The sequence below is a fragment of the Sebaldella sp. S0638 genome, assembly GCF_024158605.1.
Classification (GTDB): Bacteria; Fusobacteriota; Fusobacteriia; order Fusobacteriales; family Leptotrichiaceae; genus Sebaldella.
Genome location: NZ_JAMZGM010000033.1, coordinates 1 through 18,717 on the forward strand (window position 1 = coordinate 1; position 18,717 = coordinate 18,717).

Below are 18,717 nucleotides of genomic sequence, written 5' to 3' on the forward strand. Positions count from 1 at the left end.
TTTTCATTAAAAAAACCTCCTGATTTTATTTTATCATAGTGGGTATTTTTTATTTACAGACTTCTTCTCACAGGCTCGCCGTGCCGGATGTCCTTATGACAATGCAGTTATTGAAAGATTCTATAATACATTTAAAAATGAGTTTTTTAATTTATATTCTTTTAATGATTATGAAGTATTGGATAAGAAAACTTATGAATTTATATATATTAAATACAATTATTTAAGACCTCATTCTTATAATAACGGGATACCTCCTGCTTTAGGTAAGCGGTCTGCTTAATTTACTATCACATACTGTAGCAATTTTACTTGACCACTACAGATTTAATTGAAATACTAATGTTAAAAGGCTTAATTCATGAATTTCAAACCTTTCAATTTCTATGTTTAATTTCACTAATTCTTCTGATTTTTCTAAAATTGATGGTGTTATAAATTCAGCCATGTCTTCTAAACTATTATATTTATTATAAATACTTAATTTTTCATCTTTACTTTTATACAAATTTTTTGTAATTTCACTCTCATTTTTGCACTTTTGAATAAATGTCTTTTCTGTTTGTTCAGAATGTGCACATATTATAAGACTACTTGTTGAGGTTTCAGTTAAAAATTTTTTTATCACCTCAGAACTTGTATAAAAAGTTCCGCATATAATCTTTAATGGCACTGTTTTTCTACTATTTATTAATACTATATTATTGGTTGAGCCTGCAATTCCTGAATTCCCTGTTGAAAGTTCATCTATAGAAACTTCCCATTCTCTTATCTCATTTGTAGAAAATGTATTGCTTTTACATTGAACTACAGCCATAACTGCTTCAATAGGAATAAATTTAATATTTTTATTTTTTAGAACATATGGGATATATTGTTCATCAAAAATCACTAAGTCTGTTTCTCTTGAAACCTTTCCACTTGAATCTATTAAAAAAGCTCCCTGCTCTATTTTAAACTTCTTAGGAATTATATTTTCAAACATTTCTTTCCACACTTTTTCCCTAAAAGTCCCAGCAGTTAAGTGATGGTTATTAACAGTTATAAATAACTCTTCTACTATTGATTTCTCCATTTTTCTATAATTATTTCTAATTTCTCTTATTATATTTTCATTCATATATTCTTTACACCCTTTCTTTATAAACAAAAAATAAGCCAATCCACAAATAAAAATTTTAATTCTTATGCACAATTAAATTAATTTGTAGATGGCTCAAAATTAGATTCACCATATATTCATATGAGAATCAGACTTATGTTCTTTATAAATATTTAAGATTTTTTGGATAAATAAATTACACAATATCCACCATAGAGAACCCAAGACTTTTCTTACTGCCTGCACCGCTCTGGTACACTTCATTAAGAATGTACTGTTCTCCTTCCATCTCGAAACTTCCTATCGAAGAGGCCATTTTTATTCCGTAAGAAGTCACAATTATTTTTTTCATATCCAGCTTTTTAATGGATAAAGTATCCAAGTCCTTTTCAATATTTTCAGAAAATTTATCTTTTAGCTGATTATACAAATTTCTTTTCAGAAATTTTTCAAAGTTCAGATCATTGCACGAATAATACCAGTCCTTTCCGCTTTCGGGATGGTGGTCACGAACAATGAGCGGTGACTGGGTACGGAAAACTACCCTGTTAGAAGATATTTTTCTTTCTTTCTGTATTACTATTCTTGTTATTTTTATGCTATTTAATGTTGAAAATCTTATTTCTTGATACAGGTTTTTGACAAATGCGTTATAAAAATCAATTCCTATAACATTGTCGGAAGTGGAAAAATTAATGATGATTCTTTTGTTAGGTATTTCTATTGTCTCTTTTTTGATAATAGGGTTCTGGAAATAGTTAGAAAAAGTAAATTCCTTCTGTATGGGGTCTCTCATGTGGTAGTACTTATTAAATACATCTTCATCATAGTTTGTTAAACATCTTTTAAACATAGATACTATTTTTCTACGGTAATCTAATGGTATTTCATTTTCTTTCAATTCACAATGTAACGATAATCTCAATTTTTTCCTCCTTTACTGTACTGTATTTTAATTTATTAACTTAACTAATTATAACCTATTTTCTTATTTTTTCAAATATTTTTTATTTTACAATTTTAGTAATTAATAAACTATCTAAGCAATCATATTTTTATGTATTATTTACATTGATATAATTATAATATATGTTGTTCTAATTAATTTTTTCACTTTCAATATTTGTCATAAATTTAGGTAATTTTGCTTGTTATAAATATTACAATTTTATTTATCACATAATTCTGTCTACCTCCAATAAGGCAAAAAAGTCCGGAGATCGACAATCCTTTATCATTTAAGGTTTTCATTATATTTTCACCCCAAACATGACAGTCTAATGTCATGTTTTAGCACACAAAAAAAATAGGTCGACAGAAACGTTTATTTAAGGTATAACAAATAGTGGATTTCTCTCCACAAAGGATTTAATATAACTATCTTAGAATGTAAAGTTTTCTCTCCTGTGATTTAAATTTATGCTCTAAATGATTTAATATAACTATCTTAGAATGTAATTTTATCTACATAAGCATCTATTCCGCCAGTTTCATTTGATTTAACACAACCATCCTAAAATAAACTTAACCTCATCCCCCCTCCCAAAAATTCCCAAAACAAAAAAAGACACCTACAAAAAAGTGTCTCTTATCTATTAATACAACTAAAAAAACAAACTACCCCTGATTATCTTTTCTTTCACTTTCGATCTTCTGAATCTGCTCTTTTAAACGTGCCAGTTTTTCATCATCCATAGAATCGAAATTCATATCTTCGAATTCATCCTGCTTTGCTTCAGCTTCCTGATCAGCAGCTTTCAGTTTTTCAATAATATTTTTCCCTTGCTCCACAGTAATTTCACCTTTTTTCGCAAGCTCGTCTATTATCTCTTTCCCTTGTTCAGCAGTAATTTTCCCTACTTCCTGAAGCTCAGAAATACTATCACTGATCTTTTCAGCTGTCATAGCCAAAGCACCAACACCCGCCAAGATGAGATTTTTAAAAATATCTTTTCCGTTATTATCTGCCATACAAAATTCCTCCTTTATTTTTTCTGGTTTTAATGACTATATTTTATCATATTCATACACCAATTACGAGTAATTACTCTATTATTTTTTTATCTTTTTTACTTCATAAAAATTAGTCTTCCCATAAATGCGAAAACATGTTCTCATCCTCAATATAACACTCAATAGTGCTATCAACCAAAGCACTGTCGAAAAACCTCAGTCTCTTGAAGTCCAAAAAATCAATATCAAATTCAGATAAAACACTAAACAGCTCAGAATTCTCCTCATTCCTGTCAACGAAAACCCTTTTTATCCTCGTACTTTTATCCTCAAGCACGTGATCATAATCAAGCCCCCACTCACTATCGGTATATATTTCCTTATGCTTTATATACCTTATCTCGTAAGAAACCACAGGAAGAAGATTATTCTTATACTTCTGCTCTTCTTCTTTCTCCACAGGAAAAATCAAAACATAAGCCTTCATCCCGTCCTCTGTATTATTTACCTGAAATCCCACTTTCACTTTTTTTCTGTGCAGATACTCCAGCAATGATTCCGGCAATTCCATAATCGTTCCCTCTTTCCAAAAAAATATTTTAATCTTATCTAATTCCTACTTCCGGCTAAAATCCATAATATTCCCATTGATCATAGTCCACACTACGTTAAAATCCTTATCAAGCAGTACCAAATCCGCATCATAACCATTCTTTATCTGCCCTTTACCAGATATCCCCAAAATTTCTGCCGGCGTCTTAGAAGCCATTTTTATTGCATCATGAAGCGTAACTCCCATTTCCACAGACAGCTTCAAAGCCTTATTCATTGTCACGGTACTCGAAGCCAGCGTCCCGTCTGCAAGCCTTGCCACCCCGTTTTCCACCTTTACATGATGACCGCCGAACATATATTCACCGTCTCCTGCATTCATCGCCTGTAAAGCATCTGTGATAAGAACCATTTTATCTGCTCCTTTTATATTATACATGAGCCTGACTATGGCAGGATGTAAATGTATACCGTCAATTATAGCCTGTAAACTAACTTTTTCTTCTTCAAATGCTGCAACTATAAGTCCCGGATCTCTATGATGAATCTGCGGCATAGCATTAAAACAATGCGTAATATGCTCTGCGCCCAATTCAAAGGCATGTTTCGCTTCTTCATAAGTCGCACCTGAATGCGCTATAGAAACTATAATACCTTTTTTTCTCAGATATTCCACCAATTCAAAACCTCCGGGAAGTTCAGGGGCAATAGTAATCATTTTTACAAGTGAACCTGCCTTGCTTAGAATAAGTTCCATTTCCTTAATATCAGGATGTCTCAGATACTTTTCATTCTGCATTCCTTTTTTTTCAGGATTTAGATAAGGCCCTTCAAGATGAATTCCCGCAATCAAGGCTCCTCTCTCTTCCCCAACTGTTTTTTGTACACATTCTATCATTTTCAGTAAATCCTCTATGGAAGAACTCACTGAAGTTACCAAAAAAGAAGTACACCCTGTCTTTGCACATTCTTCAGACACGACCTGTATGCTTTCTTCCGTCCCGTCCATCATATCATGATTATTAGCCCCGTGAATATGCACATCTATCATTCCAGGAATCAGCAGATTATTATCAGCATCTATTATTTCTGTATCATTTATACCATCTGTTATTTTTTCACGACTTACACCTGTTATCTTCCCGTTTTCTATAATTATATTCACGCTGACTATTTCATTATCCAGTGAAATTGCAGCATTTTTTATCAGTTTTTTCATTTTTCCTCCCTTATTAAAAATACCATATATATCAAAATAATTAAATCACTCAAAAAATTATATTTCAGCAGAAATTTGTTATAAGAAAAACACTTTTTACTGAAAATCTCCATGCAAAAAGTGTTCTTTTTTATGTTATTATAATAAATTAATTCCGTTTTCCTTACATATTTTTTCTGTTTCTTCACTCCAGATAGAAGCCTGAACCTCTCCCACGTGAGCCTTTCTCAAAAAATACATACATATTCTCGACTGCCCAATTCCTCCGCCTATAGTAAGAGGAAGTATGTTCTCCTTTACCATCTGATGATACTGCATCTCTAATCTGTCCAATGCATTTGAAATATGAAGCTGTCTTTCAAGAGATTCACTGTCTACTCTTATTCCCATTGATGAAAGTTCTATCGCACAATTCAAAAGCGGATTCCAGAATATTATATCCCCGTTCAGATTCCAGTCATCATAATCAGGAGCTCTTCCGTCATGCTTTTCCCCTGATTTTAGTACACCTCCGATTTTCTTTAGGAATATTGCCCCGTATTCTTTCGCAGCGGCATCTTCCCTCTCTTTTGCATTAAGACCCGGATATTTATCTTCAAGTTCCTGTGTAGTTATGAATGTTATTTTCTCTGGAAGCCATTTTTCACCAAGTTCAGGATATTCTCCCAAAGTAAAAGCCTCCACAGACTTAAATACATCAAATAATTTTTTTACAATTACTTCAAGAAAATCTTCTGTTCTGTCCTCTTTAGCAATAACTCTTTCCCAGTCCCATTGATCCACATATATAGAATGCAGATTTGAAGTTTCTTCTTCACGACGGATCGCATTCATGTCAGTATAAAGACCCTCTCCGTTTTGAAAATCATATCTGTATAAAGCCATTCTTTTCCATTTGGCAAGTGAATGTACTATCTCTACACTAAGGTCTGTGATATTCGGTGCTGTAAAGCTCACCGGATGTTCATGCCCGCTCAGATTATCGTTTAATCCTGTATTTCTTATTACAAACAGCGGAGCTGAAACTCTTGTTATATTCAGCTTTTCACTTAATTCATCCTCAAATCTGTCTTTGAGCTTTTTTATTGCTACTTCAGTTTCCCTTATATTTAAAGGCGTTTTATAATTTTCTGGTACTATAACTTTCATTAATTTTTATCCTCCTGATATTATTTGAATTTTATTTTTTAAAGAAACCTTTCATTCCGCCAGAAATCAAGGAAACTGTATTACTTACTATCTTAAACGGGTTTCCGTAAAAAGCCACATATTTAGGCTTCCATTCAGGATCAAATTTATTTTTGAATTTTTTCAATCCTTCAAAGTTATAAAAATGATTTCCGTGTTTATATATAAATATTCCTGCTTTATTCCACAGATTAACCAGACCTGTATTCCTGTCCTCTATCCCTGATAAAGGAGCCATCCCGAGATTAAAATATTTATATCCGTTTTCCTTACCGTATTCCATTATTTTCATGAATAAAAAGTCCATAATTCCGTTTGGTGCTTTATCTACATCATATCTCATAAGATCTATTGATATTTCATTTTTATCCCCTGAATAAAATAAATTGGCAAAGGCATATATTTCATTGTCTTTTGTAATAACTGCGGTATCAAAATTTCTCATATATTCCTTTGTAAAATTACCCAGTGAAAAACTTTTTTCCCTTACTTTTTTTGTCTCAAGCCAGATATCCGATATTCTTTCCAGCTCATCAAGATAAGGTTCTATCTCTTCTTTTTTTATAATCTTTATTTCGTACTCTTCTTTTGTAAGCTTATTATATGTATACCTCAGAGTCTTCTTTTTATCTCCTTTAAGTGAAAAATCCCCAAGGTTTACCAGAGCCTCTTCGCCTATTTTCAGTATTGTCAGCCCTATGTCCAGATAATAATGAAGGTTTTCCTTACCTACTTCATAAAATATAATGGACTCAAGGCTGTTTTTGGTATCCAGATAATAATCCCAGATAATTTCGGAAATTTCATTTTCGTCACCTACGGGGTCCCCCATTACTATACGGGTATTCTGATACTTCCCGTACATAATAAAGGCTTTTTTATTATCGCTGAAATATATTCTTTTATCATTCAGATAGACAAGATTTGACTCAGAATCAGAAGAATCTCTCATTATTTCATCCACTGTTTCTTTAGAATCATTTAGACAGGTATATTTTTCCTGAGTTACAGGCCTTAATATTTTTATTATGGAAAATATAAAGGTGAATAACCCAATTGCAAAGATAGCTCTCAGCACCCTCGGCGCACCCTTGTGAAACTCAAACTGCCACCACAGCAGATCACTGTACGGTGTTTTATTATAGGAAAAAAGGCCGAGCCATATTGATGATATAAGTACCATTACAATTAAGACTGTCCATTCCAGATTTATTCCGTTATGGAATAAGGAACTTTTCCTGTAAAAAAACTTCTTTGACGGAATCAAAAGAATCAGTACAAGAAGTAAAACAGATGCTGTGCCGTATCCTGCACCTTTGAATAACAGGGAAAAAATCCCCAGAATCAGAGTACATATAGAAATCCTGTATGCGAGGTTTATACGGTTTTTAATAGCATAACTAAGCAGTATAAGAACTATTCCCACTATACTTCCCAAAAAGTGTGATATCTCTAATACACCTAAAGGAATAATTTTTTCCAGAAAAGTTATTCTGCTGATCGCAGGCGGTATAGACCCTGATACTAAAAGTATTATCCCGCTGGTAAAACAAAACGCCGCAAGAAGCACTGGAACGAGAAATTCATATGTTCTTGCTATCTTCTCAGTTTTTGAAGTAAACTCCATTATTATGTATGTTATTATTGCGCCGATTAAAGGTACAAGATAATATACAACCCTGTACAGGAAAATTGCCGCCAATATTCCGTTGCTGCTTCCCAGAAGATTTATGAATACAAATTCAAATGTTCCTATTCCTCCGGGCAGATTACTAACCACACCTGCAAACTGTGCCAGGCAGAAAATACCTAAAAACAAGAAAAAATCAGGCTTTTCAGGTAAAAACAAATACAGCACAAGACCTGCCACAGCCCAGTCGGTAAATCCCACTATAATCTGCTTTAATACTATACTTCTCTTTATACTCAGCTTTTTTATATCGGGTATTTTCCAGCAGTAGACCACTAGCAGAAGAATCAGCGGAACCGCATATATTTTCATGCTGACAGATGCTGAAACAGCAGCAGCCGTTTACCAGTCCCACCCAGAATGAAACCATTGTAAATAAAGATATTTTTATTATTTTTCCTTCTGGTATTTTTAATGCTCCGTACAGCCTAAGCCTGATTGCCGAAGATGAAATCCCCGAAAAACCAAGACTATTACCAAATGCAAAGGCTGTAAATGAAACCGGAATCACTTTCCTGAACGGAAGCTTTTCATCTTCATTACGTAAAGCCAGCAAATCATAAAAAGTCAGTATAAAATAATTCAGTCCTGCTATAAAAAGTCCCAAAAGAATAACTGACATGCTGTACTCATTTACCACTTCTATAATATGCCTGATATTATAATTTTTCAGCTCTTTGTATAGTAAAAAGAGAATTAGTATAAAGAACAGCAGCTTTAGTATTAAAATAATCTTCTTTTTCATTATTGCCCCTTTTATCTCCCTAATACTCCGGGCAGACAGTATTTTTATTATAAAATAGCTGGTTACCAGATATTAAGGTAATTTTTTCAATTCCACCGTTACTTCTTCCACGTGATTCTTTACTCTCACATTTCTCCATTCTTTCACTATATTCTGATCTTTGTCTATCAGAAATGTACTCCTTACTATTCCCATATACTCTTTTCCGTAATTTTTCTTTAACTGCCACACTCCGTACATTTCACATACTTTATGATCAGGATCGCTTAATAATAGAAACGGAAGATCATTTTTCTCTATAAATTTTTCATGGCTGTTTATAGAATCCAGACTTATCCCCAGTATTTCTGCATTTCCTTCTTTTATCTCATTGGAATTATCCCTGAAATCACAGGCTTCTGTGGTACATCCCGGAGTAGAATCTTTGGGATAAAAGTATAATATTACTGCTTTGCCTTTATAGTCACTCAGACTTACATTCTTACCATTGCTCGCCTGAAGTGTGAAATCTTTTGCTTTCATAGTAAGCCTCCTTATTTAATTAATCATACATATAAATTTTTAGTGCTATTGCTTCATCAGTGGGTATCGCAAGAGCATAGAGCTTCTTTCCCGAATCCACAAGCCTCGCAAGGACTTCGCTGTGTTCTTTGGGTACATAACCTACTTTTTCTTTTCTTTCATTATATGCAGCCACCATATTTATATATGTCCCGGAAAATTCCCTGAACAGATCAAGTGTAGTAATATTCTTGATTTTCCAGTTAAAATTTCTTATATATTTAGTTCCGTCCAGATATGTATCCAGAAGAAATACTCTCTTTGTACTTTTCATATATTTATCCATAAGCAGCTTTGAATATTCAAATATCATATTCTTTCCTACTTCTATCTTCTCTTTTCTTCCGTTTCTCTGCAAAAGAAGAAGACTATTCCCGAATCTGAATTCAGTAACAGTATAATTTCCCTGTTTTTTCAACAGTTCAAAATGCTCCATCAGTTCTTCAAACATCATTATTTCTTTCTGCAAAATCTGAAAACAGCCTCTTTGTATTTCTATAGACTCATTTTCGATAAATGAATAATAAAACCTACCATCAGAAAAAATTTCTATCTCATAACTTCCTCCATAAAATAACCCTTCAAACTCCAGCTTTATTCCTTCAAATCTGTTAGACATCATATTTTTTCCTCCTAAATACTTTAGCTTGACCAGTCTGACGTTTATGAAACAACGCTTTCAAAAAAAATTTTCAAAATACAGACTATTTTTCATTTATTGTTCTATACTACTTATAATTATAATAACATTAGACTTCCCCTAAATGCAACAGGATTTATTTATAATACCTTTACATGAGAATCAAGGCTGTAAATAACATCCTTTCTTTCCACAATTATCTGTATTCTTTCAGATAATTCCTTATCTTTTTTTATTTTTTTTATCAGTCTCATAGCAGGATTTATTGCTACAGGAAATTTCACATTTTTAAACATTGTCAGATCACCTGTGGTATCTCCGTATGCATAAGATTTTGCGAAATCTATATTATATTTCTCACAAAAATAATTAATGGCTTTTTTCTTACTTTTTGCATCCCACATAGGAATTACCTCCCCGGTAAATATATTGTTTTCATCCACAATATACTGTGATGACATAAAATCATCCACTTCATACTTTTGTGCCATTTTTCCTACAAGAAAATCCGGACTTCCTGATATTATAATTATTTTATGTTTTTTTTCTTTGTGCTCTTTTAATTTTTGCCTTGTATACCTGTAAACCCTTTCCCATTTCAAATCAATTACTCTTTTGGCAAGGAACTCTACATCAGTTTTATTCAAATTTTTTAATGCATCTACATAAGTTTCTACTAATTCCAGCAAATAGTCGTCATAGTTCCCATTCCTTTTTTCCCAGTGTTCAAACTTCTGCTTTACACGGCCGGTCCATGAAGACATATTAATAAATTCATATTTTACGAGCATCTTAAAATGTTCTATTAAAAGTGAATCTCTGTAAATTGTACCATCTATATCAAAAAATGCACCTATATTTTTTTTCATAATATTCACCTCTTTTATATAGTATCTTAAAATGACTATTTTTTCAAGAGAATATACCATCTTTTTAAAACTTAAATTAACATACAATAAAATGTTCCAGCCTTGTAAATTATTTATAGAAAAGTTATAATTAAATTACAAAGAAACATTATATTCAAATGACCAGTTTTATACAAACTGCTGTTACTGCCTTTCACATACCGTAAAATCTGTATTGACTTTTATGTACATAAGTTCTATAATTCGAGATTATTAAAACAAAATACATATTCTCTAAAGGAGGGAATTCAAAAATGGATATTTATTATCCTATAGTTACATTTATTATTTTTATTATTCTCTGCATTCCCGGAGGAAAATATCTTTCAACGGTTATTTCTTATGAAAAGAATCCGTTTGACAGAATATTTGCTCCGCTGGACAATCTTATTTACAAAGTCATCGGCATAGAAAAGGAGGATATGAACTGGAAGGAATACAGCAAAGCTATTTTGTTTACTAATTTCTTTGCATTTTTCATTACATTTCTTGTATTCAGATTTCAGGGACTTTTCCATGGTAATGCTGTCTTTGGTTCTGCACTCTCATTTAACTCCGCAGTGAGTTTTGTGACGAATACAAACCTGCAGGACTACAGCGGCGAAGATGCCGGCTTAATAACTACAATGATAATTATATTTCAAATGTTTTTTTCCGCAGCAACAGGTTTTGCCGCAGCATCTGCTTTTATACGCGGACTTGCCAAAGAAAAAGGGCTTGGCAATTTTTTTATGGATATTACGCGGATAATTACAAGGGTATTATTGCCGATTGCAGTAATTGTCTCTATTATTTTAATTATAAATAACGTTCCGCAGAGTTTTGCCGGAACAAAAATAATAAAAACCATTGAAGGCAATTTTCAGGCTCTGAAATTAGGTCCTGTTGCTGCTCTGGAATCTATAAAACACCTTGGTACAAACGGCGGCGGTATATTTTCTGCGAACTCTGCCCATCCGTTTGAAAACCCTAATAATTTTACTAATATTGTTGAAATGCTTTCCATGATGTTTCTGCCAGGTTCAATGGTTGTAGCATACGGTCTGCTTCTAAAAAATAAAAAACAGGGAATTGCCTTATTTGTAACAATGAGTTTTTTATTCATTGTTTCCACAGCTATTCTTATATGGGCGGAAAAATCAGGGAATTCTGCTGTTTCACATATAGGAATCCCGCAGATTTTGGGAAATATGGAAGGCAAGGAAATGAGATTCGGCACTGTAAATTCAGCATTGTTTTCTTCTGTTACTACCTCATTTACTACGGGAAGCGTTAATAATATGCATGATTCCCTCACGCCAATAGGCGGACTGATTACCATGTGGAATATGATGCTTAATGTAATATTCGGAGGTAAAGGAATCGGGCTTATAACAATACTTATTTATGCGATGCTTACTGTATTTATCAGCGGTCTTATGGTAGGAAGAACTCCGGAATTTCTTGGTAAAAAATTAGAGGCAAAAGAAATAAAAATTATTTGTTTTGCTATACTTATACATCCTTTTTTGATATTGATTCCTACTGCATTTTCTCTTATCTTTAAGAGTAATGCGGTTACTAATCCGGGATTTCACGGACTTTCACAGATACTTTACCAGTTTACTACAAGTTCTGCTAATAACGGTTCAGGCTTTGAAGGTCTTCTTGATAATACGGTTTATTGGAATATGAGTACGGGAATTGTTATGCTGGTTGGAAGATATTTATTTATTATTCTTGCATTGTGGCTGGCTGATTCACTTAGAAATAAAAGAGAAGTTCCAGAAACAGAATTTACTTTCAAAACTGATAATATTACTTTTTCGGTAGTTCTGCTGTTTATTATTCTCGTTATAGGGGCACTTACATTTTTACCCGCACTGGCACTTGGTCCGATTTCGGAATATCTCACTGTACGATAGAAAGGAGTTGTTATAAATGAGTAAACATGAAAAAAATACTAAATTATTTACTAAAGAAATTTTACAAGAAGCAGTTATCGACTCCTTCAAAAAATTAAATCCGAAATTTATGATGCAGAATCCTGTTATGTTTGTGGTGGAAATAGGTTTTGTACTTACTTTAATACTTACATTTTTTCCGCATATTTTTCCTGCTGAGGGTGATAATCCCGCATTATATAACGGTATTGTTACTATTATCCTTTTTATTACTCTGCTTTTTGCCAATTTCGCAGAAAGTATAGCTGAAGGGCGTGGGAAAGCTCAGGCTAACAGCCTTAAACAGACCAAAAAAGATATGAAAGCCAAGCTTGTGCAAAGTGACGGTACAATAAAGACAATCGATTCCACTGAGATAAAAAAAGGTGATATTGTACTGGCAGAAGCCGGAGATCTTATCCCTACAGACGGAGAAGTAACAGAAGGTCTAGCTTCTATTGATGAATCTGCCATTACAGGGGAATCTGCTCCTGTAATAAAAGAACCCGGCGGAGACTTCAGTTCTGTTACAGGTGGGACTACTGTTAAGAGCGACTGGATTAAAATAAAAATTACCGCTTCTCCCGGTGAATCATTTCTTGATAAGATGATATCCCTTGTAGAAGGGGCAGAGAGACAGAAAACACCTAATGAAATTGCCTTGAGTATACTCCTTGTGACACTTACTGCTATTTTCATTGTAGTTATAATTACGCTTTATCCCATAGCCGGATATCTGAATGTAAGTCTGTCGCCTGCTACACTGATAGCATTGCTTGTATGTCTTATACCCACCACTATCGGCGGACTTTTGTCAGCTATAGGAATAGCAGGTATGGACAGAGTCACTAAATTTAACGTTATAGCAATGTCAGGTAAGGCTGTGGAAGCCTGTGGAGATATTGACACCATAATTCTGGATAAAACAGGAACAATCACATACGGAAACAGGCTTGCAGCTGATTTTATCCCTGTTTCGGGAGTAAGTAAAGAGGAAGTTACTAAATATGCTCTTATTTCTTCTTTAAAAGATAATACGCCAGAAGGAAAGTCTACTGTGGAACTTGCTAATAAATTTAATGTAAATGCTGATATTAATGATTATAAGGATGATACTTTTGTTGAGTTTACCGCACAGACAAAAATGAGCGGAATTGATTTGAGAGACGGGACAGTGATAAGAAAAGGCTCTTCAAAGTCAATAATGGAATTTATAGAAAAAATGAACGGAAGTATTCCGGCTGATCTGAATGAAATAGTAGACGGTATTGCAAGACTCGGGGGTACACCGCTTGTTACTTCGGTAAACAATAAGATTCTAGGCGTTATCTATCTGAAAGATACTGTAAAAACAGGGCTTGTAGAAAGATTTGAACAGCTTAGAAAAATCGGAATTAAAACTGTTATGTGTACTGGGGATAATCCGCTGACTGCCGAGACTATCGCAAGGGAAGCCGGAATTGATGAATTTCTTGCTGAAGCAAAGCCTGAAGATAAAATTGATATTATAAAGAAAGAACAGGCCATGGGGAAACTCGTTGCCATGACAGGAGACGGTACAAATGATGCTCCTGCACTTGCACAGGCTGATGTAGGGCTTGCAATGAACAGCGGTACTATTTCTGCGAAAGAAGCTGCAAATATGGTAGATCTGGATTCGAACCCCACTAAGATTCTTGAAGTGGTGCAGATAGGCAAACAGCTTCTTATTACAAGGGGAGCTCTGACTACTTTTAGTATTTCCAATGATATAGCAAAGTATTTCGCTATTATTCCTGCTATGTTTACCATAGCCATACCCCAGATGGAAATACTTAATATTATGAAGCTTTCTTCACCGTCAAGCGCTATATTGTCATCACTGATATTCAATGCTGTAATTATACCGCTTTTGATTCCTATAGCGCTGAAAGGTGTGAATTATAAACCTATGAAAACAGAACTTCTGCTGTTAAAAAATCTTTCCATTTACGGACTTGGCGGAATTGTAACACCTTTTATACTGATAAAAATAATTGATATGATTATTGCTCCTGCTTTGAGAGCAATGGGAATATAGAGGTGAAAAAATGAAAATACTAAGACAGAGTTTTATGATAACATTGATATTTATAATATTATGCGGTTTTATCTATCCTGTGGTCATAAACGGAATCGCAGCCATATTTTTTAAGAATAAAGCAGAGGGAAGCCTTATTACATATAATGGTGAAGTAGTTGGAAGCCGTCTCATCGGACAGGAATTCACAAGTCCGGAATTTTTTCACGGAAGAGTATCAGCTGTGAATTACAGTACAGGTGAAGATGAGAATCTAACACCAAAATCAGGCGGAAGCAATCTTGCTGTTTCTAATCCTGCTTTAAAAGAGCGGATTCAGTCTGATCTGGAAAAATTCCTCAAAGAAAACCCTGCTGTAAAAAAAGATGAAGTTCCTGCTGAACTTCTCACGGCTTCGGGTTCGGGACTAGACCCGGATATTTCTGTGGAATCAGCTGTTATACAGGCTGACAGGGTTGCTAAAGCAAACAATCTTTCAAAAGACGAAGTTTTAAAGCTTATAAATGATTCTAAAAAAGGAAACCTGATAAATGTTCTTGAGCTTAATTTAAATCTGCTAAAAATGAAATAATAAGAATTTCTTCTGATATATTTACAGAGTTTTCTTATGAAATATAAAAATGAAAAACAGACAGTATTTGCTTATTTTACCAGAATTACTGTCTGTTTTTACTATATAAACTAATGAAGTCTGCATTCTGCCGCAGTTTCCCTTTCTCTTTTCAATGTAAAAAAATAAATCCCCATAATCACAACAAAAGCCCCAGCTTCTGCGAACGGCATAGACATCCATATGCCGAGATTCCCGAAAATTCTCGGCAGCACCATAAGAGCTGCATAAACAAATACTGTACTTCTTATTACAGCTATTACAGAAGCTGTTTTTACTTTTTGAACAGATTGAAATATTGATACTGCAAGAATATTAATCCCTGCCAAAATAAAGTTAATGGAATATATCCGCAGTCCGTACACCGTCACACTGGTAAGCTCTGTATTATTTCCCGAAAAAATCTCCACTACAGGCCGGGCAAATAACATCACTGCTGCTGTACTTACTACTCCTATAATACCTGCAAGGACAAATGACACCTTTGTATAAAATTTTAATTCCTTTTCTTTTTTTGCTCCGTAAGCTGTACTTATCAAAGGCTGTATTCCCTGAGAAATCCCCAGATAAAGTGTTAGTATTATAAGGGCTACATATCCGATTATCCCGTAAGCAGCTACTCCCTGATCTCCCAAAACTTTTATTATCACAAAGTTATGCAGATATGTCACTATTCCAAGTGAATATTCAGTTATAAAAGCAGGCATCCCCGCAGCAAATAATTTTTTGCAGTACTTTAGACTGACCGCAGCTACGCTAAAGTATAAATCTCCTTTTTTAAGAAAAAAATGCGGGAGCATAATTATTATACTGAATAAAGGACCCAAACCGGTTGCAAGTCCTGCACCTTCTATTCCCATATCAAATATAAAAATAAATACATAATCCAGTACTCCGTTTGCCAGACCTCCGAATATCATAGCCGCCATTCCCAGACCAGGTTTATTGTCATTTCTGAGAAATGTTGCCAAAGCATAACTAAAAATAAGTGCCGGTGAGAAATAAAGAAGATATTTCAGATAATTACATACCAGCTCTGTCATATTTTCATCGGCTCCCAGTATAAGTGCGAGCTTTTTTATAAAAATAATCCCGAAAATACTTATCATAACTGATACAAAAAGTAATGATACTACAGATGTATTTAATACTGTATTAGCAGTTTTCTTATTTCCTTTTCCCAGATAATAAGAGATATAAATCCCTGCCCCTACTGATAAAAGCATACTGACTGCTATCAACGCCTCTAAAAACGGCACACTTAATGTTACAGCAGCAAGAGCCTTCTCACCTACACCCTTCATTACGAAAAAACCGTCTACAATTATATAAACAGAATTCACCATTAATGCTGTAACACTTGGGATAACATATCTCAGCATGTTTTTCAAATTCTTTTTCCTTTCCATTTTTTTTACCTCCTGAAATAAAATTTTGAATAAAAAAAGAAAAGCCCGGGAGCGATATTATTAATATCCTCCTAGGCTTTTCTCCTTCCGTGTCCGGTGCTGCCACCGTGTTTTCTCTCGGACCAGACTAATTCATAATAAAATTACGGAACCCTAGAAAACTTATGTTTTTATTCAATTTATGATCATATTATACTAAATTTCCCTAAAAAAATCAAGTTTACCAAAAGATTATTGACAATAAACAAATATAGTTATAAAATTATATGTAAAGTAAAAAAATTACTAGGCAGGCTATTATGAAAAAGACTGAAATAAAGAAAAGAAAAGTTATAGAAGAAAGCGCGAAGCTTTTTTATTTTAACGGATATGTGAATACGGGACTAAAAGAAATACTGGAAGTTTGTAATATTCCAAAGGGTTCTTTTTATTATTATTTTAAAAACAAAGATGATTTACTTATCCATGTTATAGACTATCATACTAACAATATAATAAGATTTTTTGACAGAACTGTGAATGACCTTTCTATTCCAAAATTTAAGGTATTTTTTCATAATTTTTTCTCAAATGTGGAACTGAACAGTTATCACGGCGGAAGTCCTTTAGGTAATATTGCCAATGAGCTTTCAGATGTAAATGAAGACATTAGACAACACCTGCTCTTATCTTACAGAAAAATAGAAATGAAATTTTCTTTTTTCCTGTCTATGATGAAAAACATAAATCCTAATTATAAAACCCTTCAGGCGGAAGAAGTGGCAAGAGCATTAGTTTCACAGATGGAAGGTACTATGCTTAAGATAAAACTGGAAAAGAAAGAAAGTGCCATTACTGATTTTTTCTTTATATTCGATAAGCTTCTGAAAGTTAATGCAGGATAAAACAATAAATAATTAAAACCTGAAATAAAAAAAGATGCTCTCATATTCACTGATGAAAGCATCTTTTTTATCTTACTATTTATTTTGCCATGGAATAACTCTTACTTCTGCATATTTTGAATGTTCTATAATTTTATTAATAGTAGAACCCCTGAAAAGTCTTGTTACTGTACTCCGTCCGCTGTGTCCGAGAATTATCTGCGTTACTCCCATTTCCTCCACAAATTTTATTATTTCCGATGATACGCTTTTTCCTTCTCTTGAATGAATTTCTGCCCCAAGTTTCAGTGCGAGTTTTTTATTTTCATCAAGTCCTTTTATGTCTCTTTCTGACATTTTTTTGGCAAATAAGCCGGTATAATTAACATCTAGTACATAAAAAGCACATTTATATTTTCTCGCAATTCTTGCTCCGTGTCTTATTACCCTCGCAGCTTTCGGATTTGATGAAATACAGACAAGTACCCTTTCCATAGTATGCCAGTGTGCAGTAATTCCTTTTGATTTTTTATATCTGATTACATCGTCATCCACTTCTTCCGCTATCTGCCTTAGGGCTATTTCACGCAAAGCACTAAGATTTCCTTCCCTGAAGAAATTTTTCAAAGCACGTCTTGCTGTCTCCCTGTTATAAATCTCGCCCTTTTCCATTCTGATTCTCAGATTTTCCGGTGTAACGTCTACTATTTCTATATCTGCATTTTCCAAAACATTGTCAGGTACAGTTTCATTCACCTGCACATTGGTTATATCATAAATTCTGTCATTAAGACTTTCCAGATGCTGTATATTCAGTGTTGAATATACATCTATCCCTTTATCCAGTATTTCCGTGACGTCCTGATATCTTTTTTCATTTTTTGAGCCGTGTATGTTAGTATGTGCCAGTTCATCTATAAGTACAATGTCAGGATCATAATTTACCACTGCCTCTACATCTACTTCATCAAATGTCCTGTCCATATACTCTATCTTTTTTCTTGGAAGTACAGGGAGATTTTTTACCTGACTTCTTGTTTCAGGTCTGTTATGGTCTTCCAGATAACCGATTGCAATCTTTTTTCCTGTAGCGAGAAGCCTGTTTCCTTCCACAAGCATACTGTAAGTCTTCCCCACTCCCGGTGCATAACCAAGATATATTTTCAGCTTCCCCCTCATCTCCCTTTTATATATCTCCATTGCCTCTTCAGGTGTGATTCTTCTTTTTGACATAAAAATGCCTCCATTTAAAACAGCTTTTCATTTTATATACCAATATAAAAGGTCTGTAAGAGA

General features: G+C 33.7%; 18 protein-coding genes and 1 riboswitch. Of the genes, 5 read left to right on the forward strand and 13 right to left on the reverse strand.

Annotated elements, in window-relative coordinates; translation table 11 throughout:
• Positions 1-22 precede the first annotated feature (22 nt).
• Positions 23-283 carry an integrase core domain-containing protein gene (locus NK213_RS20655; protein ID WP_371926412.1) on the forward strand — a complete coding sequence of 87 codons (261 nt, stop codon included), beginning with the start codon at positions 23-25 and terminating at the stop codon, positions 281-283.
• 36 nt (positions 284-319) lie between these two features.
• Here NK213_RS20655 and NK213_RS10295 read toward each other — a convergent pair whose 3' ends face one another.
• From NK213_RS10295 to NK213_RS10345, 11 genes are all read right to left on the reverse strand, one after another.
• Entirely contained in the window at positions 320-1,120 is an 801-nt protein-coding gene (locus NK213_RS10295) for a DUF6602 domain-containing protein (protein ID WP_253348873.1), read from the reverse strand.
• Positions 1,121-1,298: 178 nt separating this feature from the next.
• On the reverse strand, positions 1,299-2,027 hold the full coding sequence (cas6, locus tag NK213_RS10300; protein ID WP_253348874.1) for a CRISPR-associated endoribonuclease Cas6: 729 nt from the start codon (positions 2,025-2,027) through the stop codon (positions 1,299-1,301).
• Positions 2,028-2,719: 692 nt separating this feature from the next.
• The gene (locus NK213_RS10305) at positions 2,720-3,073 is read right to left on the reverse strand and encodes a hypothetical protein (RefSeq protein WP_253348875.1); all 354 of its coding nucleotides are present in this window, start codon (positions 3,071-3,073) and stop codon (positions 2,720-2,722) included.
• A 112-nt stretch (positions 3,074-3,185) separates the two neighbouring features.
• On the reverse strand, positions 3,186-3,626 hold the full coding sequence (locus NK213_RS10310) for a hypothetical protein (protein WP_253348876.1): 441 nt from the start codon (positions 3,624-3,626) through the stop codon (positions 3,186-3,188).
• Between the two features lie 45 nt (positions 3,627-3,671).
• Positions 3,672-4,826 carry an N-acetylglucosamine-6-phosphate deacetylase gene (gene nagA, locus NK213_RS10315; RefSeq protein WP_253348877.1) on the reverse strand — a complete coding sequence of 385 codons (1,155 nt, stop codon included), beginning with the start codon at positions 4,824-4,826 and terminating at the stop codon, positions 3,672-3,674.
• A 138-nt stretch (positions 4,827-4,964) separates the two neighbouring features.
• On the reverse strand, positions 4,965-5,975 hold the full coding sequence (gene asnA / locus NK213_RS10320; protein WP_253348878.1) for an aspartate--ammonia ligase: 1,011 nt from the start codon (positions 5,973-5,975) through the stop codon (positions 4,965-4,967).
• 31 nt (positions 5,976-6,006) lie between these two features.
• A complete protein-coding gene (gene mprF, locus NK213_RS10325; RefSeq protein WP_253348879.1) occupies positions 6,007-7,905 on the reverse strand; it encodes a bifunctional lysylphosphatidylglycerol flippase/synthetase MprF in 1,899 nt (632 codons plus the stop codon).
• Complete coding sequence (locus NK213_RS10330) at positions 7,850-8,449, reverse strand: YbhN family protein (protein ID WP_253348880.1); 600 nt, start codon at positions 8,447-8,449, stop codon at positions 7,850-7,852. The genes mprF and NK213_RS10330 overlap by 56 nt, the downstream gene beginning before the upstream one ends.
• A 72-nt stretch (positions 8,450-8,521) precedes the next feature.
• Positions 8,522-8,971: a thioredoxin-dependent thiol peroxidase gene (bcp, locus tag NK213_RS10335; protein WP_253348881.1), complete on the reverse strand. Its 450-nt coding sequence runs from the start codon at positions 8,969-8,971 to the stop codon at positions 8,522-8,524.
• A gap of 19 nt (positions 8,972-8,990) precedes the next feature.
• A complete protein-coding gene (locus tag NK213_RS10340; RefSeq protein ID WP_253348882.1) occupies positions 8,991-9,632 on the reverse strand; it encodes an HIRAN domain-containing protein in 642 nt (213 codons plus the stop codon).
• 158 nt (positions 9,633-9,790) lie between these two features.
• Positions 9,791-10,519 carry an HAD-IB family hydrolase gene (locus tag NK213_RS10345; RefSeq protein WP_253348883.1) on the reverse strand — a complete coding sequence of 243 codons (729 nt, stop codon included), beginning with the start codon at positions 10,517-10,519 and terminating at the stop codon, positions 9,791-9,793.
• 293 nt (positions 10,520-10,812) lie between these two features.
• Between NK213_RS10345 and kdpA the strand changes: the two genes are divergently transcribed.
• Genes kdpA through kdpC form a run of 3 tightly spaced genes read left to right on the forward strand, consistent with a single transcriptional unit; the run spans position 10,813 to position 15,110 of the window.
• On the forward strand, positions 10,813-12,462 hold the full coding sequence (kdpA, locus tag NK213_RS10350; RefSeq protein WP_253348884.1) for a potassium-transporting ATPase subunit KdpA: 1,650 nt from the start codon (positions 10,813-10,815) through the stop codon (positions 12,460-12,462).
• 16 nt (positions 12,463-12,478) lie between these two features.
• Complete coding sequence (kdpB, locus tag NK213_RS10355) at positions 12,479-14,539, forward strand: potassium-transporting ATPase subunit KdpB (RefSeq protein WP_253348885.1); 2,061 nt, start codon at positions 12,479-12,481, stop codon at positions 14,537-14,539.
• Positions 14,540-14,549: 10 nt separating this feature from the next.
• Positions 14,550-15,110: a potassium-transporting ATPase subunit KdpC gene (kdpC, locus tag NK213_RS10360; protein WP_253348886.1), complete on the forward strand. Its 561-nt coding sequence runs from the start codon at positions 14,550-14,552 to the stop codon at positions 15,108-15,110.
• Between the two features lie 110 nt (positions 15,111-15,220).
• Here the strand turns inward: kdpC and NK213_RS10365 are convergent, their stop codons facing one another.
• Positions 15,221-16,558: an MATE family efflux transporter gene (locus NK213_RS10365; RefSeq protein ID WP_253348887.1), complete on the reverse strand. Its 1,338-nt coding sequence runs from the start codon at positions 16,556-16,558 to the stop codon at positions 15,221-15,223.
• Positions 16,559-16,624: 66 nt separating this feature from the next.
• Positions 16,625-16,726: riboswitch (guanidine-I (ykkC/yxkD leader) on the reverse strand.
• Positions 16,727-16,857: 131 nt separating this feature from the next.
• Here NK213_RS10365 and NK213_RS10370 point away from each other — a divergent pair.
• Complete coding sequence (locus NK213_RS10370) at positions 16,858-17,442, forward strand: TetR/AcrR family transcriptional regulator (RefSeq protein WP_253348888.1); 585 nt, start codon at positions 16,858-16,860, stop codon at positions 17,440-17,442.
• Positions 17,443-17,517: 75 nt separating this feature from the next.
• On the opposite strand, the gene NK213_RS10375 is transcribed toward NK213_RS10370, so the two are convergent.
• Positions 17,518-18,654, reverse strand: coding sequence for a universal stress protein (locus NK213_RS10375; protein WP_253348889.1), 1,137 nt, complete (start codon positions 18,652-18,654; stop codon positions 17,518-17,520).
• Positions 18,655-18,717: the final 63 nt, after the last annotated feature.